Here is a 17,100-nt window from a genome sequence, read left to right on the forward strand (position 1 = left end):
AACAGCCTAATGAGATGATTTAGGAAACTCTGACAGTATCCGTGGGTGAATTAAGTGCGTGTGTAAATATTTGGATGATACATAATGATTTGAAACAGATAAGAAAAAAGCCCGCTGATTTCTCAGCGGGCTTTTCAATGGTGGTGGGGCGAATGGGATGGTAACGGGAACTGGGAATTCTTGGTGTTAATAAATTGATTTAAAACAAAAAATTTAAAAATCACACAATCCAACCTTCTAGTCCAAATTTAAAATATGTATGCTTCTGACTGGTGTTACGCACTTGTGAAAAAGAAGCATACATACACTCAAGCGGATAAAGATGGGGCAATCTAGGGGCCAAAAAGTTCCTCGATATCAATTACAATGCTTACAGCAGCCCCAAAGCTCACTTTTACTGGAACACAAGTTAATACTTCCATTTATTTGATACTTCATAGCTTTCTTCGTAAGAATACGGATATGGACCGTTTGCTCTAACGTTCTTTCCTTGATCTTGTTTTGACCTTTCTTTGAGTGTTTTAAATACCAATTTAGGTAAGGATACGAATGCAGCTCCAATGCCCATTTTTACCGCATCGTAAATGCCATTTTCAATTAGTATTTTAATGCTTTCATCACCGACAGTCTGCACTGCATAAGCTACAAACTCAGTATAGATACTGCCTTCTCTCGCTTCTTTAAGCGCCCAAATAACCCCGCTCTCGCCTTCTTGATAAGAAGGCAAATTTAGCTCATTTGTAACTGATTCAAGTTCATATAAAGCGATTAGTGTAGTACTCAACACAAGAGAAGAAACTACTCCAAGTTCCTCTAACTCGGACTGATACTCTGTATGGTGCAATGATCGTAAATCATGAATATACTGGGAATCTGATTTGAATGTAATACTACCCAACTCCTGAGCTAACTCTAGATTGGCAAGTTCTGAGGCTCTGTACAATTTTTTGTCATCGAGAATCAATGAAACTGGTAGTTTGGTGAAGATACTATTTAAGTCACGACTCGACTCCAAGATATTGAATAATATATTAACGTTCTTCTCACCTATCCTATTAACAGTATCTCGTTGGTCTAGAATTGGTGCATTTGAATACAGTTCTTTTTTAGGTACCGAAATTTTTCCATCACAAATGGCTATGTATTGTGATAGAGAATAGGCAGTTCGTAAAGCCGCTAAAGCCGTCATATGGCTGGCCCTACAATCACCGTGTATAACGCGGTTCCCTTCTATACGCAGAAAGTGAAGCTGATCACGCAGTTGCGCTTCAGTTTTATCAATAAACGAATTCTGTGTAAGTAGCTCAAGAAAGCCTCCTCTCAGAGGTGTTCGTAAGTCATATATTTCATATAGGCATTTCGTTGCCTCTTCAGCAAAACTACGTAATTGAATAAGAGTGGCTCTAGGGTCTTCGTTAATTAAATCACCTAGTTCAACTAGTTTTTCATCACGCTTTCTCAAAGTCATCGCCATAAACCGTTAAGATTCCTTATATAAACTAATTTTAAGCTCCAAGAAAAAGCACTAACTTTTGGACTTAATCGAAAACCCCAATTACTTCTTCATTAAATATATTAAGTCGAACACTTTATGCCTTCTTGACAAGGTATGCATCAATTTTTTCCTCGGTCCTGCATTGGAGTATCTAATTTAACCATATGGTGAGAGCCCTATGTACGAAGAGAAATAACTCCAACTGAAAAAGCTAAAATCAAGTTCAATCTCGCCTCAGCACATTTTGAGAGGATGTATGAGTTGTTGGATATCCTGCGACGACTGGATCTTTCACTTTAATCAGGCAACAGTTAAACTGTTAGGGGTTTATATGAACTCAATTGTACACAGACATGCGCACCAAAACATTTTGGTTTCTTTATAACCAAAAAACGCCACGGGTAAAAATTCAGACAATGAAGATTCAGGACATTAACGTGTCAGTGTTTTTCTAGATTAGTACTTCACGAATTACTAAATGTATGGGACAGTCGTTTAGTCTAGCATTCAGTTTTTATGGAGCAGATCAATTGGCATGCCAGACGGCAGACTTAAACTTATCGCCAACATTTAACCGCCTGCCATTTAATAAAAATGGCACTATAACAACGTCATAAGCGAGTTGTTCTGATGTGCTTAGAGAAATGTACCCTTGCTTAACGAGAGCTTGCCTGAGGTCATGGAACTGCGGAGGGTCGTATGTGTAGCAACCTCCGTTATAGTAAAAGCCTTGGCAGCTCACTACTCCATTTTCTGAGTTTGCTAACCGCAGGTATCGTTGGCTGATAGTGAATGAGTCGGCACCAGTTTGGTCGAATTGATAATTGTAATCAGTCGATAATGGCTGGAATTCAATTTGATTTCGTCGATCTTTTATTGACTTCATCAGTTCAGCAGATTTGCTATATAAGTCCGCCATACCCAACTCTACTCACCTGTTAGCATCTTAGTTGAGTTTAACATAAACACCGAAATTGTTCATGTGAGTTGCTCTGCTACTGGCATAGAAACATTTGGAGAGGTCTATATTGGGACTCGTGGTTTACACAACTAAACTCGATCTGAGGCAGTGAATAAATCTTCGTTACTTGAGTCTGTAGGTACTTAATAATTTTCACGAAACCTAGAGACTTAGTTACGTCGATAGATTATAAGTGATTGATAAATAAATCAATCATTCACAAACAGCATGACTACTGCCATTGTACCTGCATTAAGGAGCAGGATAAATTGTGCTAAGTAGTTCAGAAGAGCTTGATGTCAGTTTTTCCTCGGGAACCCCTGCCTCTATCAAGTTTATGTGGGTATTTGAAACTGCGTCGATTCCTTCATCCCAATTCTCGTAATTATAATTTTTCCATTCTGCATCAGGGTAAGCATTTAAAATGCATTGAAAGTACGGTATATCGATATCGTTGATAGAATGACCGATCACTACGATATCCGTTACATCACCATAACCCTCTAGTTGACATCTATTATGCTCTAAGATTTCGTCAACTGGTTTATGAAAGACTTCAGATACTGAAGACAAACCTCTCTGAGATTCTTCAAACCATGGTTCGTCGGGTTCTAAATCAATACTAGGTGACGCAACTCCTCGGCCATGACCAAAAATTATATTGCTGCGTACTCTTCCATGTATATGCAAGATGTTTTCATCAGGTATCCCGTATACGTCTTGTAATGTTGTTGTATAGTTGAAACTTAAGAATTTAAAATCACTTCGTAGTTCAATTAATTTTGTTGCTGAATTAACATCAACTGCACTAATCCACGCGTTAAATGCTTTCGTTATGTCACCAACTAACTCTTCTCTCTTGTTTGTTATCTCATCCTCGAATTCATAGAGAAGAGCATGGTTGTCAGCCATCTCTTCTAACGATGGCTGCAAAGCAGCATTATCGTGAAAGCTACCTTGATTAAAAGAACCTAAAGATTCTTCAAAGTTACTCCATTCAGCATCTTCGCAGCAGAAGTCATCAAAGTACTGAGTATGCTCTTCCAAACTACGGTTATATTGGTCGTAAAAATCCCAATAACTAGTGGGTAAACGATTCCAAATATCAAAACCATTACCGATGATAACTAAAGTTGTCATCAAAATTCTCCATCACTAAATAGGTATTAAAAGTAAGCGCTCAATTAAAGGGGGCTTGAGCTAAAAGTTAAGTTATCAATAGATTTTTCTTAACAGATCTAGTGTGAATTGTCGGGTATTTAAAAATTTGAACAGCGGTTTAAAGTTAGAATTAAACGGCTACAACAAAAAATATCACAGCAAAAATGAATGCAAACAACCCGTGAAACATTAGCTTCGACTTACTTTCATTGTGTGGCGTTAATAATGAATCCTCTGACAAATTATTCCACTCTAAAATGATCGAACTAGACTGGTCCTCAATATCACTCTTATCGATCAGCCCTGTATTAATTTTTATCTGAAGAGCTTCTATTGTCCGCGCTAGATTTGCGTAACGAGCACCTGATGACCGATGAATTTCAGCTCTCTCACCGTATCTAGCTTGCGTAACTAATCCAGAAATAACTGCCGCGATGCAACCAACTAGCACCACTATATGTTGCTTAGTGATACCCCAAAAAAGTACTTCTGGAGTATTGAGTGAAAAAAACGAGAACACTGTGACAAAAACAGTTGAGTATATGAGCACATACCCCAGAAACTGTGCACGGTCAAAGAGGGTCTCCGCTCTTTTGTAGTGACCATCACGAGCCTCTCTACAACGGTTTAGCCAAGAATTAAGTACGCAGATAAACTCAGGTACTACAAAGTCATGATCATTGAAGTTAGTTTTTGCCATTACTGTCTAAAGTTTGAATCCAAAAAAATCATTTTATTGGATATTCAATATTTTTTATATGGATATCATCATAAAACCACACAAATGAACTCATGCAATTCACTATGAATGGGCTTTAACCTAAAACTCAATGAGAAAGATGATTTAGGCAACTAGGGAGGATTTCTTCCTAGTTTCTGGCTAGTCTCTGTACCGAAATAGTTTAGGACAATTTTGAGGCCGAAAATTTCATAGGTTAAAACCCAACCGGATTAGATTACGAGACCCCTGAGAAAAAAGAAGAGCACCTCATAGTGTCTCTCTTTTGGGCTCATAAGCGATGACTTAACTGTATTATTCTTCTTTATCAACAACTCCCCACAATACGGCAAGATCAACATCATCACTATCGGGGCGGCTTTCTTTGTTCTCGATGTAATCAACCTGCATGACAATTGGCAAATCGAACGCCGTGCCAGTTACAACACATGCTCCTTTGGATAGGTTTGGTATCAAGCTTTTAGACATTCGATCTAAAGTACTGATTGTGTTGTCTATCAGGAACAAATCCTTGTCATTCACAAGTCTATGGATAAAGAAATTGTGAAGCTGAGACATTATCGTTGGTGATATGTCTGCAGGTCTCTGACTTGATAATGTCAGAAACATACCAAACTTACGTCCCTCTTTGATGATCTCTTCGAACATCTCTAACCTGTAATCTTTCCAGCTTTCATGCTCGCGATTTGACTGTTGAGACAAAATATTATGCGCTTCATCAATAATGAAATGCAGCGTATTTTTAACAGAAGTACCAACATTATCTCTGTGTTCCTGATAGAACATTTTCGCTAATAGCAAAGGCACAATTTTCTTCGTTGATTGGTTACAACCTCTTAATGACACCACGTTCAAAAGCTTGAAGTCGTCACCGACATGTTCTTTTACGTTAAATATTTTTCGCAAGTCATTTACTGCACTTTCAACTCTTCGTAGAAGAGGCTGGATATGCTCAAGTTGTATCTTTTCATACGAAAGGTCTCTGAGTATTTGAACATTTATCCGTACAATCAACTCATCAAAAGCGTCGATTTTGGTCGTATCTAACCTATCTAAAATCGGCCTAAGATTCTTATCAAACCCCTCTCTTGAACCAAAAAACTCCCAATACGGTGCCGATTTAATTACATACTGAGCTTTGTTTACATCTTTATCGAACCAATCAAACTTTGATAATTTATCAATGAGTTGAGTATGTTTTAGATGCTCTGCAATCACTTTAAGTTGAATCAAACACTCTTTATTGTTCGCCAAGTTCACTAGACACGTATAGAACGTCCCAATTACATGGTCTTTAAATTTATCGGCATCTCCTTGCTGAGCTTTTCTTTTCTCAAGGACACGATTGAGGAATGGCGTTTGCGTGTTCGCCGTTGCTTGAAATAACAGAGCTAAGATTTCCGTATTCCAAATCTGAGCGCTTGACAATGGCAAATTATCACCAGTTTTTTTACCAGTGCTTAAGTTGAATGACTTCTTGTTTTCAGGATTCTGGATAAGTTGGTTACCAGTATACTCACCATTGAAATCAATCAAGAGAAACTGACTTTTACCTTTCAACTTTTCTTCAAAATTTGAGAATAGTTCAGCATACAGCCTAGTAAGCGTGTTGGACTTACCACTACCAGTGTTGCCGAAGATACCAACATGGCTATTAAAAACCTTGTTCCAAGGAAGTGATACAGGTAGTTCCTCTTTCAACATTTTTCCAATATTGAATGTTCCATCTGTTCCCTGACTAAAAACGCTGACCACTTGGCTCTCGTTGAGCAGGTAAGCTTTGTCTTTGATCATCGGCATTAATTTAATGCCATCTTTAAATTTACTCTGCTCAAAGTATCCGATGGGCTTGGCCTCTACCTTGCGGATATATTGAATTTTGTTGTCTTCTAGTTCAAATCGCTTCTCATCCAGATATTCACCTTCAACGATACACACAATGAGACAAAAGCCACGCTTAATACCAATATATTCACGTATCGAAACGCCCTTGTACTTCTTCCCATCGTGAAACATAGTTTCTAAGCTTGATTCATCATAGATGCGCAGAGTGACTTGAGTGCCACGAACCGCAATGACTTCACCGACGTTAATACTCATTACTCAATATCCCTAAGTAAGTCAGCATTGAATACTTCTTCGTTAAACATAGTGAAATCTAATCTTTCATCGTCATACTTTATTAGTGTGACGTTTTTGTAACCACTAAAATAGCCATTCATAGTTTCATGCTCTTTTTTGTCAAAGCAGCAAATGAATACTTGTAGTTTGTAGTTAGATAATGAACGTTTAATCAAGTTGCGGATGTGCTCGTCAGCGAACGAAAAAGCAAAGCTAATTAAAACTGAGTTTTGCTCTTCTAAGCTATAGCTGAGTAAACGAAGCATTTGATAATAATGCTCCTCAAAGACAGTTTCATGAAACTTCCACTTGGTAGGGTTTACGATAGGAAGCCTGTCGTAAGAACCCCAAAATGCAGATCTATCTTCTTCTTTAAGTTCAACGTTAAGGTTTAGTAGATCTTTCGTTGTTTTGGTTTCATCATTAAGAACAGCACTTAACTGTGCAAGGCTGTCACGTGCATCTTCTGGAATTACTACCGCAGTATCAAGGGTGTTGTAATCTACTTTGATAGTGATGTCGTCTGCTTTTCGCCAATAAGCTGAACCATGCAGATTGATGAAATTGATTTGTGGAATATCAGATGAGTTTCGCCCAAACACACCTGATTGACACACGTAATTATTGAAGTTGCGTGCTGATAGAGTTTTTTCGAAAAAGCCACTTGAACCGTCATTGATGCAGAATTCAAGATTGCCTTCTTTAATCAGTTTGTCAGCTACTAATGGAACACAACCATCATAGTTCGTGGTGAAAAGGTTACAACGCCTTTGAAAGTCGTTCTTTTGCTGTAGGAGCCTTACAATAGAGTCAATGAAGATCTCATAATTTTTGATTGCCTCTATTCTGCGCTCGTCTTTTTTACATGTTTCGCACTCTTCAACTTTGCAATCTTTATGTATTTTAGTTACTTCACTTAGCTGAAACTTACACACTGGCTCGATAATATTCTTGTAGTAGTACATGAACAGTAAAGCATGATGATGCTTATACTTTTCCCCATGCTTAACTAGCTTAGTTGCGAGCGTTTCAATTGTTTCTTCTTTCTCTGGGTTATCATGATCTTTAATAGGGAGCCATAAAGTAGGAAATAGTCCACTCGATGCTCCTGAACCGATAAGAAAATTTAGTTTGTGTTGGTAGATTTCGTTTAGAGATATGTGTGCCATTTAAATTTGCTACTAAGCTGATAAACGTATTGTTTCATAGTAAATGTATTAGATAAATTCAGTCAAAGAGCATTGTGTAGAAATGGTACATAGACCTGCCGTAACACGTAATAGGGCACTTTCGAGGTAGAAAGTGGCGTTGATAAAGTGTTTATCAGTATCTTTGGTAATGAAAAATCTGAAGCAAATAAAGAGACAATGGCTAATACTAGAAAATTCAGATTGAGTTCTACGACTCTGCATCAGCTCCTATTTGGCAATAGTAAGTTCCACATAGTGCCTCTGTCTCCTTGAGGCACTAATTTTGTCGAACAAATGTTCCAATCAATAAGCTCAAACTGTACAAGTGGTAAACTAACATCAAATACATTTAGTTTGGGTGAACAACTTCACCGTTCCCGCTAATCCAACCAAGAGTAAAAGACTCATAGCTGACTTTTTCATCATCTCCAGTAATATAGTTGAGTTCATATTTTTCAAGGTTTGCTATATTAAGTAGTTTCCACCCCAGCTCAAGATGAGTGTTTACTTCATTGTTTCGACCGTTTTCTATTGTTTTAATTTCTACTACGTTTGGTAATAATTGATTCATTTTACTGATTCCGTTGATGATATTTGTTATTGAGCAGTTAGTGTACATCACCTTATAGGTGATTAGTTGAGTAACATTGGTATTCATGAACACTGTCAAAATTTAAGACTTTCACCCCGTATTACATCTCGGGGTTCACAGCGAACAGCATGAGAAGAATGGATAACCTTTAGTATTGCGAAGTCCATGAACAGGGTGTGAATGAGTAAAAATTCTAGCCCATAATGGGGCATCTTCGAACTAGAAAATGCCAAGGGTAAAAATTCAGCTACAGTAAGCCTCTTGACAAAGGCATCTTAAAGATTTTACTAAATTAACACTTAACGGATTATCTGAGATATAGCAAAACCTCTAATCGGCAGGCCAGAACCAGTCATCCACTACATTAACGTGTATTACCACAAGTACCTCTTTTTACAGCTACTTCTGGTAGGTATTTATGAGTTGCACTATCTACTGCACTTAGGAACCAATCATCAGCGTCGGGGTGAACATATACGCATTCAATAAGTGTGCTCAAATCAACTTGTAATGGATATCCGCTTGGGGAGTTGTTACTTGAATATTGCTCTTTGGATCGGATATAAAGTCTGGCTTCTCTTTCAAACGCAAAGTGCTCTCTTTTTATAAAATAGGGTTGCCTATAGCTCTGTTCTGATTGAGTGCTTGTTGAGTTAGTGTAAGTTACGCTATCAAGCGCAATCTCTATTGCAAAATTTCTATATGTTTCATCTTTGTCAAATGAGCTTTTTAATCTATCTACTTTAGTTTTGATCGCTATAGAGTTGCTTTCTCTACCATAAATTTCCCACATAATCATGCTTTCTTCGATTGATCTGTGCCAGCAGCTAATGAATGTATTTAGCTTCAAATAACTCTGAAACTCTTCAGTGTTATTCACTAGGTGATTACCCGTAAAATCAGGCCGTTTAGACAATGCAGCATAGATTATATCAAGTTCATTTTTCATTGACTCAGGGAAGCTACCTTCTCTCTGGTCTTTAAATGTATCAGGTCTAGCTAACCAGAGCGATTTGCTGCTTAAGAGCGATAAGTATTTTGCAATATCCATATATCGCCATAGTGACTCATCATTAGATAAATTTATTTGAATGATTTTATTTCCCATAATTACCTTTAAAATTTAATGCTTTATCTACAGAGCTGTTCCGTTTTCACTCTGGCCATGTTGCTACCATTCGCTACTACACTCAACACGTATCAGCCTATTGTGTGAATCGACAAAGAGTTTCGGGCTCTTATACGGAAAGTTTCCCAAAGTATGGATTAGATTAATTGGGGCTAATGTAATACTTACGGGGCGGTGATTTCGTGGGGGCAGACAAACTTTGGGGCAGATCTGAGCTAGCTGGCACCTTTTAGAAAAGTGCCATGAGTAAAACTTCAGGTCTATGAAGCCTCTGGACAAAAATGAGTTAGGTCTGTTGCTTTAAAACACTTCTCTCAGATTAGGGGAAATATGTTTAACACTTAAACGGTTTATCTGGCGTTGTTGATTATGTACTCTGACGATGAACTCTTAGGATTTGTAGCAGTTATTTTGTCGCCTAAACCACTCAAGGCAATTTGAATATACTGGTCGCTGAAACTATCATCTATCTCGTGTCGCAGCGCTCTGAAACTATATGGCTTTCCTGATTTTAAAATACCTAGTATTACACACTCTAGGCTTTCATAGTCTTCCAGCTTGTTATTAAGTTCTTTATTTCTACTAGTTAAAACTAAAACTTTGTCCGATTCTGCCTTTAGCATTTTAGGGTATTTGGAGAGATCGTCATTACTTTCCACTAACACTTTATTTTCATTTTTCAGATCGTTAACTTTCTTTTCAAGATTGGCATAGTATTCATGGTGAGCTTTATTACTTTGCAACAGAACAAGGTATAGAATACTTAGGAACACTGACGCCACTAGAACTACCGCTCCAAACTGAATAGAGATGCTCTCTTTAAACAAGTCAAATAAACGGAGTGGGGCAAGTAAACCGACTATCGAAGCTATAGATCCCAACCCCCCAATTGCAAGTAAAACTGGATTATCTGAAATCTTCCTCTCGGGTATGTCACTTACTGAATTGTTAGGAGCTAAATTTTCTGCCATGTGATTGTTAACGTTTTATGGATTGGAACGGTATTATAACCTTATGATTGATATCGTAAAGTCTCCTATACGCCTAACCCTCGCCATAATACGCCAGTAACGTATAATGGACCACCGGAAACAGCACAGCCAATTCAAACTTAGAATGCCAAGCGTTGGTGGTCACATTGATGGCTTTGTTAGGGCTATTTACGCCCAACAGCATTAAAACGATCAACATATGAATCTAAAGCACCTATATCAGCTAAGGCCCTCAGAGGATTATTAGCAGCTGCAATATGCTCTTGATCCTCGCTAATAGAACACCATGAGCACTCCTCTCGGAACTGCTCTGTCGGCTCATAACAATTTGCACATGCTGACACCGATTGAATTATTGAGGCACCATCGAAACAGAATGTTTCATTTTGAAGGTTTAAGAAATATGGCTCTGAAACACTTTTCCCCACTTTCGCGAGGAAGAAATCAGCGTCGACCTCATTACTCCACTCTTCCCCTTTGACAAGGAATTCAGGTTTAGTTCGTGGCCCTGCGATTATTGCAGTGATGCAGTCAATAGGTATATGTAGAATCATATTTCCAGCAACATCTTTTATATCACTATCTGAAACAACAACTCGACGCTCTAACTCGTAACTCCAGCATTCCTTTTTAGTAAAGTAAGCTGCATTACAAACGCCATTACGCAAAAACATTATATCTCTAGGTTTGCCACGGAACATTGCCGTTTGTAATGTTCCTTTAAGTTCTTCGCGTGGGGTGTCTTGATACACAACATCATCAATTCTTACACCTTCAACAGATGACTCTAATTTCGCCTCATCAACTTCGATAATAAAACCCTTAGAGTTATGCGCGTAATGAGCCCACATAGGAGTAACTATTGGTGATTTAGAAAAACATGTAGTTGGATACTGCGGAATTTCTTGAACGATCTCATTATAAAACGCAACTACATCTGAGTTATCTTCGTAATCAATGGTTAGAAATAGCTCATATGGATCATTGTAATCTTTCGGATATGAAAACTTAAAGCCACAATAATCAGACTCACTAAATGCAATATCTAGGATATCTGGACCAACATATTTATATAATTTTCGAGACATAATTTACCTTTATTACTACGAATAGCCCTAACGAATGATATGGACTACCTCTACCTGAGACTCTGCGCGTCATACTTACTTAATACACGCTGAAGAACTAGAGGTTACTATGTCCACCATTCAAACTATTGCCGTTGACCTCACCAAGAATGTGTTCAGTATTCACGGCGTTGATGCATATGGCAAGTGCGTCCTACACAAAACTGTCAAAAGAAACAAACTCTTAGACACATTTGCTAAGTTGCCGCCCAGCCTCATCGGTATGGAGGCGTGCTCTGGAGTACTCCACTGGGCGAGAGAGCTATTGAAACTCGGTCATAACCCGAAAATTATGGCGTCCAAATTCGTTTTTCCATATCGACAAAATGACAAGAACGATGCCAAAAACGCGGAGGCTATCTGTGAAGCGATATCTAGATCCAAACGCGATTTGTCTCTATCAAAAGTGAAGAACAACAAGCCGTGGTTACTCGCGACCAATACCCCTAGACATATCTTAAATAAAGTACAAATTACCAACCCGTACGCCACGCGAATGCAAATAGAAGAAGCATTCCGCGATCTAATGAGCACCGCCTATGGGATCGCACTTCGTCACAACAGAACTCGTTGTACTAAGCGATTGGATCTCCTGTTGAACTGTGCTTTAAAACTGTAAGAACCGTCACGGGTTGGGATGGTAGAAATCCGATACAGCCCGAGTGTAAAAACTTATGAGAATGGCAAAAGGTTAAGGCTTCTACATATCTACTTAACTTAGCTAGAGCCATAGCTAACATAAATAAGTAGAACTACAATAGTATGATTTTTATGGAGTGTACTAAAAGTTTAACCATTAATAGATAACAGGATATAACTCTTATTAATAAAGTGGCTGCGACTGGAACGAGAAACGCCTTGTTGGATTAACCAGTCCTCCTTTTTATCATATCAAGGAGAAATAAGCCGGACTCACTGAGTTCGACTTACTTAATACGATAACATGGTTGTAAATCGGGTTTAACTGGTTGTTGTTTTTATCAAAGAACCTTTACATGCATAACCATGACTGAATTTTCAGGGATTTGTCCATTTAATGTACCTGTAGGGACTTCATGATTGCGAATGAAGTTCTGTTGACTACATTTAGGACATGTCGTGGCGTATTCTTGCCCTACTTGGAAAAGGTCATTTAAGACCCCGTAATAATTGTTAAAACAAAATTTACACGTGATATGTGTTACTGAATGCACCATTTAATTTTCCTTCTGATTCTCAACATCTAAAAATTTATAGGTATATAGACTATATACTGACCCTTTGAGAAATTGTTAAGCTTCCAACTGTCTAATTAAAGAATCGTACTTTCGAGGTAAAACACTATAGGCCCCCCAATGATAGAGCTTCGCTGCAACAATACTTTGTTTAGACTCCCAATAAGGCTTAGTTGAAAACAATATGTATCGGCCTACAGAAGTCGCATCTAGATTTTTTCTTTCATTGTATTCAGGCTTTGTATACAGCTTAAATGTATAGTCACCAGAACGAACTTCTACAACGTGACGAAAGCTGAGGCGACGGTACTCTGAAATAACTCCAAAAAATAAGGTTTCTTTACTAGGAAGATCATCGGAAATCTTTCTAGTTGGATACAATTGGTCAGACAGTAGCATTGGGTATTGTGAGTTTGGGAAATAGAACCCTTTATTAAGATTGCTGGGAAAGTCCTTACATAAAGCCATTACAGTTGAAATATGAGAAGGAGCCGAATACTCTTGTCCATTGTGCCTTCCAATTGGGACTAATGTTTCAGGTCCTAATTCGTCCTCAATTGCAGTTTTGGTATACTCACCATCTTCCCGCAGGTCATCATCTAGAGTTGGCGGTTCTTGCTTCCAACCACTTACAACTATGAGATTTTTTGCCTCGATAGCCTTTTTGACATCTTCTTCATTAACGTATTTAAGACCATCAGGAGTCTTAATACGTAAGTTACAGTTTTTGCTTTCCGGATATCTTTTTGAACTACCGTGCCTAAAATGTGCGGTAATACTATTTGTTGAGATACTACTATCAGCAGGCGTCCTAGTCAGAGGGGTAGCACATTCAGGGCAGTAAACTTTACGTCTCATCTCTTGTGAAAACTCTTCTGGAGTAACCGCTAAAGACATTGGTTTAAGTTGTTCTTTAGTGTTTACCTGATACAACCAAGTTTCTGAGTAGTAGCCAAATACAATTCTATGTACACGCTGTTCCATACTGTTCCTATATTGCCAACATACTATTTTATCGATATTACCACCGCTAAATATGTGTAATGTTGATGTAAGGTGTGTTTTGTATGGTGGGAGCTAATCAACCAGAAGAGAGTTAAGCATGTTAGAAGTGATTTTCTAATGAAGTCTTGGTAAATGAGAGGGTTATGATAATAACCCTCTCATGCTTTAGTTTTGTGTGGTTGATAGATCTACAATAGAGTTCGCAATACGTTGTGTACGGCTGCGGTCAGTTGTGTAATAGCGTTCGTCAATTCCAAAAAGTACGTGTTTTAAGTCTTCTTCTGAAGAAATCCTGAGCTTACCGTCAACGGCTTCCATCGTAGGAATATACGTGTTGATATAGCTAAAAAGCGCCGTTTTATCTTCCGTTGTATACTCACTTATTTGATCCATTATAAGAGCGATACGCTTCCGGTTAGGCACCTTAACTGAATCTGCGTTGTATTCTGGTGCAACGTCAATAAAGTCTTTTTGTAGGAAGGATTCTACTTCTTCAGTGGTAGCCTCCCTATACAATGCTTCTATACCCTTAAATATCGCTTTAGCTTTAGCAATATCTCTAAAATAGAGCTTGTTTTCTATAGAGCAGAAAACAGCGTCAGGAGAATCAGAAAATGAAATGATCTTAGAGTCAGTTTTCAAGCTAGGTTCGTCGATTTCAAACCAACGTTTGTTTATAAATTGAGACGAAACAAACTTTTGAAACAACTTATATTGTCCTTGTTCACTACATAAGTAAGTAATCTTTGCATACTTATCTACAGGGAGTTGATTCAATGAAGTTGTATTGATAGGGATCGATTTACTTACAAAATCATTCTTGTAATCGCAATCCGTGAAGTTTTCAATTACAAACCACTCGCCAACATCTAAAGTTGTCGAAGGTGAATATTCGAAAGTGGATTCCAGATTCGGAACTTCAAACACGGTACTATCAGTAGATAGGATTTTGTGTAAACCTCCGAGCCTAGGGCCAGTATATGCAAGAAGGTGTGTCATTATTTCTCCCTAGAAATAAATGTATAGTTGTTAATACGTTTGAGTTGATCGAAAACCACATCATTCGGTTCTTTAAGATCCTTTCTAGTGATAAGAACAATTTTGGTTCCGGAGCCATTAGTCACGTAAAAGAATTTTAACTTGAACAGCAGAAATATTGGGTTGAAGTAAGATATTTTTGAAAAGAAAACAAAGATAAATATCAAACCAAAAACATAGATGAATGTATCAAAGTCACTGATGCTAAGCGCAACAAAGAAATATCCAAGATAACTCGGTAAGAACGTATCGTTAGCTGGCTCAATCGATTTAACATCAGTTGAGGGAATATTCTCGTCACCTAAAAAACGAGTAAGTAACAAGCCTATCCAAGTAAACAATATGACGACCAAGAAATAGCATAAAAATGATACAAACTTAGGTAAAAATTCAACAAAAGAGCTTAGATTTTCCCAAGGTATGTATTTAGCTATTGAATTTACAAGAATGTTTTCTTTGACCAAATAAACAGTAAGAGTTAAGACCAGAGAACACATCGTAAGCCAAAATTTGAATATGTTAGACATAAGTAACTCCCTTAGGTGTTATCTGTATATAAACACAGTATAAGGTGGTTATGATACATTTCCTACAATTTTCACGTGCTTATAGCCCTACTGTTCGAGCGGATAATACCTCAACATTCATATGCAATGAAGTGAATTTTCAAACTAATTAGATGTGTCATGCGGTTTTTGTTGCGTGATTTAACTTTGTTGTTATTTGCCAAGTGTAATGCACCAACTTCGTAAGCTGAGGTGAGCAGTTTGTTGCTAGTTAGTCGAATTTACTACCGTCATACATCACGGGGGTTAACAGCTAATAGTGATATAAAAATGGACAATTTTAGTAGGACAAAAGCGTGTTAATTTTATCGCTCTATACGACTTTCGCCAGATTAGAAAAAGTACCTTGAAATCTTTAACCCTTGTTAGGCGTGGAACCCCATTACCGTTTCGGTTGCTACAAATGCCAGCCCAAACATGCCTAATATGAACGCAATAATTCCAAGCACACCTAAAACCACAATAAGTACTTCTAATTTCGCTGGTTTACCAGATGCATCAATATTTGGGACTTTGTCTAAAACCTTACGCCAACGCTCACCAAACCGATAATCTCGAACAATAATAGTTGCTAGCATAACTACGCCAAACACTATCGCGGCAAATAACAACCACCATGAATACCTTATCACTATTAAAGCACTATCAGTTAAAGGTAAGCGGTCACTTTTGAGAAATATACCAATTGATACAGTTAAAGCCCCACCGGAAAGAACAAATACAGCTTTACCTAGTGAGTCAGCCCGAGCCCTAACGTCTTGTTGATGCTGGTTGAACATCTCATACTCTTTTGTCATCATGCCTCACTTTGAATTCACTAATGAACACCATGTAGCCGCGTTAAGTAATGAGCAATATTACCACTAACCTATTGTGCTGTAAGCACTAAAATAAAATGATAATGCCGAGCATTGAGAATCTATCTTAAACGCTTCTATACATTACTTTAACGCCTAGAACGCAATGCCAGCGGCTAAACAAGCAGCAACCAAATCACATTTTGAGCAGATTTGCTCAGTTGGTGTAAGCATAGAAGCTGCCGTAGTCGCACCTCTTACCGCTTGTACTACAGTATTAGAGACTTAAGCGCCTTGTTATGTGTTTGTTTCGATGACCCAAACATCATGCTTTTCAATGAAATTCAAACTTCTTGAATACATAGCTCTGAACATACCTAGCCGTGTGTGTCCCTCTGCAAGGTGAAAATCATGGTCAAAAGCAACCTCCCCGTAACTCCTTGGATGAATCAAATCTTCATTCTTCCCAAAAACGATGATAGATCTGGGAAATGTGAAATTTTCAAACATGTAGTTTGAAAGCCTAGTTCGAGCGTATGCTTGTTCAATACAGAGAAGCCCTGCGTTTTCGTAATTTTTACGATTTCGCTCAAGCATTTGAATACTCATAACTTGCTCTGTTGTTAAGTCTTTTAAATGAAACTTCCACTTACGAGGCAACAACTTTGACCAATATTCAATAAACTCATTATTATGCTCATAAGCCCATTGTTCAACCACGCACACAGGTATGTTTTTTAAAGACTTATGCCAGCGTGCGTAATAACTTTCAAACGTTTCTTTGTTAAAGTCATCAATATGTCGAACTCGTGGAATCAACCTAGACCTTAGCCTTGCTAATCTCGCTTGTTTGCTTCTTAGGTGTACTCGGGCCATTTTCTTTCGCTTCAAACGAGTTTCTTTTCTTGTCATTTTTTCAAGCTCCTATACCCGCCAAAACACATTCCCCCTTATTAGCCGACAAACTGTCGTC

Annotated in this window: 14 protein-coding genes and 1 pseudogene; 1 reads left to right on the forward strand and 14 read right to left on the reverse strand. The window is 38.0% G+C overall.

The features are described 5' to 3' along the window. Positions 1-409: 409 nt before the first annotated feature. The 9 genes from AACU28_RS07445 to AACU28_RS07485 all read right to left on the reverse strand — a co-directional run bounded on the left by AACU28_RS07445 (position 410) and on the right by AACU28_RS07485 (position 11,468). On the reverse strand, positions 410-1,474 hold the full coding sequence (locus AACU28_RS07445) for a hypothetical protein (protein ID WP_050642940.1): 1,065 nt from the start codon (positions 1,472-1,474) through the stop codon (positions 410-412). Between the two features lie 1,234 nt (positions 1,475-2,708). Further along, positions 2,709-3,596, reverse strand: a complete 888-nt coding sequence (locus AACU28_RS07450; RefSeq protein ID WP_050642942.1) for a bacteriophage abortive infection AbiH family protein — start codon at positions 3,594-3,596, stop codon at positions 2,709-2,711. 151 nt (positions 3,597-3,747) lie between these two features. Beyond that, positions 3,748-4,317 (reverse strand): SLATT domain-containing protein, encoded by a 570-nt coding sequence (locus tag AACU28_RS07455; protein WP_050642943.1) that lies wholly within the window; start codon positions 4,315-4,317, stop codon positions 3,748-3,750. Positions 4,318-4,650: 333 nt separating this feature from the next. Continuing rightward, positions 4,651-6,456 carry an ATP-binding protein gene (locus AACU28_RS07460; RefSeq protein ID WP_050642944.1) on the reverse strand — a complete coding sequence of 602 codons (1,806 nt, stop codon included), beginning with the start codon at positions 6,454-6,456 and terminating at the stop codon, positions 4,651-4,653. Continuing rightward, positions 6,456-7,646: a hypothetical protein gene (locus AACU28_RS07465; protein WP_050642945.1), complete on the reverse strand. Its 1,191-nt coding sequence runs from the start codon at positions 7,644-7,646 to the stop codon at positions 6,456-6,458. Before AACU28_RS07465 ends, AACU28_RS07460 begins: the two co-directional genes overlap by 1 nt. Positions 7,647-8,016: 370 nt before the next feature. Further along, positions 8,017-8,238 carry a hypothetical protein gene (locus AACU28_RS07470; RefSeq protein WP_050642946.1) on the reverse strand — a complete coding sequence of 74 codons (222 nt, stop codon included), beginning with the start codon at positions 8,236-8,238 and terminating at the stop codon, positions 8,017-8,019. 385 nt (positions 8,239-8,623) lie between these two features. After that, positions 8,624-9,367: a hypothetical protein gene (locus AACU28_RS07475; protein ID WP_050642947.1), complete on the reverse strand. Its 744-nt coding sequence runs from the start codon at positions 9,365-9,367 to the stop codon at positions 8,624-8,626. A 371-nt stretch (positions 9,368-9,738) separates the two neighbouring features. Continuing rightward, the gene (locus tag AACU28_RS07480) at positions 9,739-10,359 is read right to left on the reverse strand and encodes a hypothetical protein (RefSeq protein ID WP_050642948.1); all 621 of its coding nucleotides are present in this window, start codon (positions 10,357-10,359) and stop codon (positions 9,739-9,741) included. A gap of 185 nt (positions 10,360-10,544) precedes the next feature. Further along, positions 10,545-11,468 (reverse strand): DUF2971 domain-containing protein, encoded by a 924-nt coding sequence (locus AACU28_RS07485; RefSeq protein ID WP_050642949.1) that lies wholly within the window; start codon positions 11,466-11,468, stop codon positions 10,545-10,547. Between the two features lie 109 nt (positions 11,469-11,577). Between AACU28_RS07485 and AACU28_RS07490 the strand changes: the two are divergent. Next, positions 11,578-11,936, forward strand: a pseudogene (locus AACU28_RS07490) (IS110 family transposase); the annotation flags it as partial. Between the two features lie 842 nt (positions 11,937-12,778). On the opposite strand, the gene AACU28_RS07495 reads toward AACU28_RS07490, so the two are convergent. From AACU28_RS07495 to AACU28_RS07515, 5 genes are all read right to left on the reverse strand, one after another. After that, a complete protein-coding gene (locus tag AACU28_RS07495) occupies positions 12,779-13,705 on the reverse strand; it encodes a hypothetical protein (protein ID WP_102388195.1) in 927 nt (308 codons plus the stop codon). 186 nt (positions 13,706-13,891) lie between these two features. After that, positions 13,892-14,725: a hypothetical protein gene (locus AACU28_RS07500; protein ID WP_050642952.1), complete on the reverse strand. Its 834-nt coding sequence runs from the start codon at positions 14,723-14,725 to the stop codon at positions 13,892-13,894. Continuing rightward, positions 14,725-15,291: a hypothetical protein gene (locus tag AACU28_RS07505; RefSeq protein WP_050642953.1), complete on the reverse strand. Its 567-nt coding sequence runs from the start codon at positions 15,289-15,291 to the stop codon at positions 14,725-14,727. The genes AACU28_RS07500 and AACU28_RS07505 overlap by 1 nt, the downstream gene beginning before the upstream one ends. A 404-nt stretch (positions 15,292-15,695) precedes the next feature. Further along, entirely contained in the window at positions 15,696-16,130 is a 435-nt protein-coding gene (locus AACU28_RS07510; RefSeq protein ID WP_183091180.1) for a hypothetical protein, read from the reverse strand. Positions 16,131-16,424: 294 nt separating this feature from the next. Further along, positions 16,425-17,039, reverse strand: coding sequence for a hypothetical protein (locus tag AACU28_RS07515; RefSeq protein ID WP_102388193.1), 615 nt, complete (start codon positions 17,037-17,039; stop codon positions 16,425-16,427). Positions 17,040-17,100 lie beyond the last annotated feature (61 nt).

This window comes from Vibrio sp. SBT000027 (assembly GCF_963894355.1).
Lineage (GTDB): Bacteria > Pseudomonadota > Gammaproteobacteria > Enterobacterales > Vibrionaceae > Vibrio > Vibrio splendidus.

Bases quoted from the DNA above. Each gene is read 5' to 3' on its own strand.
- AACU28_RS07445 (WP_050642940.1), bottom strand. From the start codon at position 1,474: ATGGCGATGACTTTGAGAAAGCGTGATGAAAAACTAGTTGAACTAGGT.
- AACU28_RS07450 (WP_050642942.1), bottom strand. From the start codon at position 3,596: ATGACAACTTTAGTTATCATCGGTAATGGTTTTGATATTTGGAATCGT.
- AACU28_RS07455 (WP_050642943.1), bottom strand. From the start codon at position 4,317: ATGGCAAAAACTAACTTCAATGATCATGACTTTGTAGTACCTGAGTTT.
- AACU28_RS07460 (WP_050642944.1), bottom strand. From the start codon at position 6,456: ATGAGTATTAACGTCGGTGAAGTCATTGCGGTTCGTGGCACTCAAGTC.
- AACU28_RS07465 (WP_050642945.1), bottom strand. From the start codon at position 7,646: ATGGCACACATATCTCTAAACGAAATCTACCAACACAAACTAAATTTT.
- AACU28_RS07470 (WP_050642946.1), bottom strand. From the start codon at position 8,238: ATGAATCAATTATTACCAAACGTAGTAGAAATTAAAACAATAGAAAAC.
- AACU28_RS07475 (WP_050642947.1), bottom strand. From the start codon at position 9,367: ATGGGAAATAAAATCATTCAAATAAATTTATCTAATGATGAGTCACTA.
- AACU28_RS07480 (WP_050642948.1), bottom strand. From the start codon at position 10,359: ATGGCAGAAAATTTAGCTCCTAACAATTCAGTAAGTGACATACCCGAG.
- AACU28_RS07485 (WP_050642949.1), bottom strand. From the start codon at position 11,468: ATGTCTCGAAAATTATATAAATATGTTGGTCCAGATATCCTAGATATT.
- AACU28_RS07495 (WP_102388195.1), bottom strand. From the start codon at position 13,705: ATGGAACAGCGTGTACATAGAATTGTATTTGGCTACTACTCAGAAACT.
- AACU28_RS07500 (WP_050642952.1), bottom strand. From the start codon at position 14,725: ATGACACACCTTCTTGCATATACTGGCCCTAGGCTCGGAGGTTTACAC.
- AACU28_RS07505 (WP_050642953.1), bottom strand. From the start codon at position 15,291: ATGTCTAACATATTCAAATTTTGGCTTACGATGTGTTCTCTGGTCTTA.
- AACU28_RS07510 (WP_183091180.1), bottom strand. From the start codon at position 16,130: ATGATGACAAAAGAGTATGAGATGTTCAACCAGCATCAACAAGACGTT.
- AACU28_RS07515 (WP_102388193.1), bottom strand. From the start codon at position 17,039: ATGACAAGAAAAGAAACTCGTTTGAAGCGAAAGAAAATGGCCCGAGTA.